The organism is Pseudescherichia vulneris, from assembly GCF_902164725.1.
Lineage (GTDB): Bacteria > Pseudomonadota > Gammaproteobacteria > Enterobacterales > Enterobacteriaceae > Pseudescherichia > Pseudescherichia vulneris.
On the sequence record NZ_LR607338.1, the window covers coordinates 3,527,568 to 3,528,883 of the forward strand.

The 1,316-nt window shown below is 59.1% G+C and carries 3 protein-coding genes; 1 reads left to right on the top strand and 2 read right to left on the bottom strand.

The features are described 5' to 3' along the window. Positions 1-480: tyrosine-type recombinase/integrase (locus tag FN633_RS14640; protein ID WP_154058957.1), on the top strand; the 480-nt coding region annotated here is incomplete at its 5' end. Here FN633_RS14640 and FN633_RS18405 read toward each other — a convergent pair. Then, positions 481-642 (bottom strand): hypothetical protein, encoded by a 162-nt coding sequence (locus FN633_RS18405; RefSeq protein WP_208674123.1) that lies wholly within the window; start codon positions 640-642, stop codon positions 481-483. Positions 643-741: 99 nt separating this feature from the next. Then, the coding region (locus FN633_RS14645) for an MT-A70 family methyltransferase (protein WP_154058958.1) at positions 742-1,316 on the bottom strand (575 nt) is incomplete at its 5' end.

The following is a 1,316-nucleotide window of genomic DNA, read 5'->3' on the forward strand; positions in this document are numbered from 1 at the left end:
ATTCCGGCCGCGAGAATGAAGGCATCGCGTGAGCACGTTATCTATCTGCCCAGGCAGGCGCAGGATATTATGGTCGGACTTCAGATGTGCGCTGGTGGCAGCGAGTACCTCGTGCCAGGACGCTTCAGTGCGAGCAAGCCTTTGTCTAATGCAGCCCTTAACTCGGTGATCGACCGGGCAGTCGCGCAGGCCAATGAAGATGGCGACGTACTGGAGCCGATGACGGTACACGATCTGAGGCGCACCGGCAGCACCCTGTTGCATGAGGCTGGCTTCCCGTCTGACTGGATTGAAAAGGCTTTGGCTCATGAGCAGCGCGGCGTGCGTGCCGTCTATAACAAGGCTGAATATGCAGATGGCCGCACTTATATGCTTCAGCAGTGGGCCGACATGATCGACATGTGGATAGCCGGGGAGCACACCGATCTGGTGCCGTTCTCTCCGGCTAAGTATGAGAGGTGGATGGAGAAAGGTGATTAATCACGCCCGTTGCTTCACCTTCTTACCTGATGGCTGCGCCGCCCGGCGGCGCTCACTGCTGCGGATAAGCTGCTGCGCGCCGTCATCACCGGGGCCGCGATGATTGCCCAGGGCGCGCACCACGCTTTCACGTTCGTAGCTCTCGATATCACTGCGCGTCACGGCACACCCCCCGCCCGCGCAGATTGAGCCACTGGCTGACGCACACCAGCGCCAGCAGTACGCCGTAACCAATGCACCATGCTGCGATCTGATGGTCTGTCATGCTGCCTGCTCCTTCTGGTTTTTGATGAACTCAGCAATGCCGGGCAGCAGGCTCACCGCCGGGGATGAGCACTGGTTTCCCCACACGTCGAAACCGTGGGAAGACTGGCGGGCAAACAGCTCTATACGCGGCACATCGCCAAGCAGTTGCACCAGTTTCTCCCGCACATAGTCCGGCTTCTGAGAGTGTGCCAGGCGCGGCGCAGTGAACGACTGGACGATCCCGGCATCCATTCGCTCAGGTAGCTTCCCCTTTATGGCAAAGAGGCAATCTTCGCTGTTAGCACGCGTCATATGACCCATACCTAAAACCAATTTGTCGTGCTGCCGGCTGCCGCATTTATTCCAGGTGAAGCCTTTCATGGTCATCAGGCGAAAGCCCCAAGCCTCGACAACCTTCAGCGCTTCTACCGGCTGCGTCGGTACCCACCACATGGCCAGCAGGCAATTTTCTGCTGCCAGATCCCATACGGGAAAGCGGCAAATATCCAGCACGCTCATAACCGGGTACTTGAAGCCAGCGCCGCGGTCTCCGTCGGCGGCCTTGTCGCGATATGCCCAGGGCGGATCAG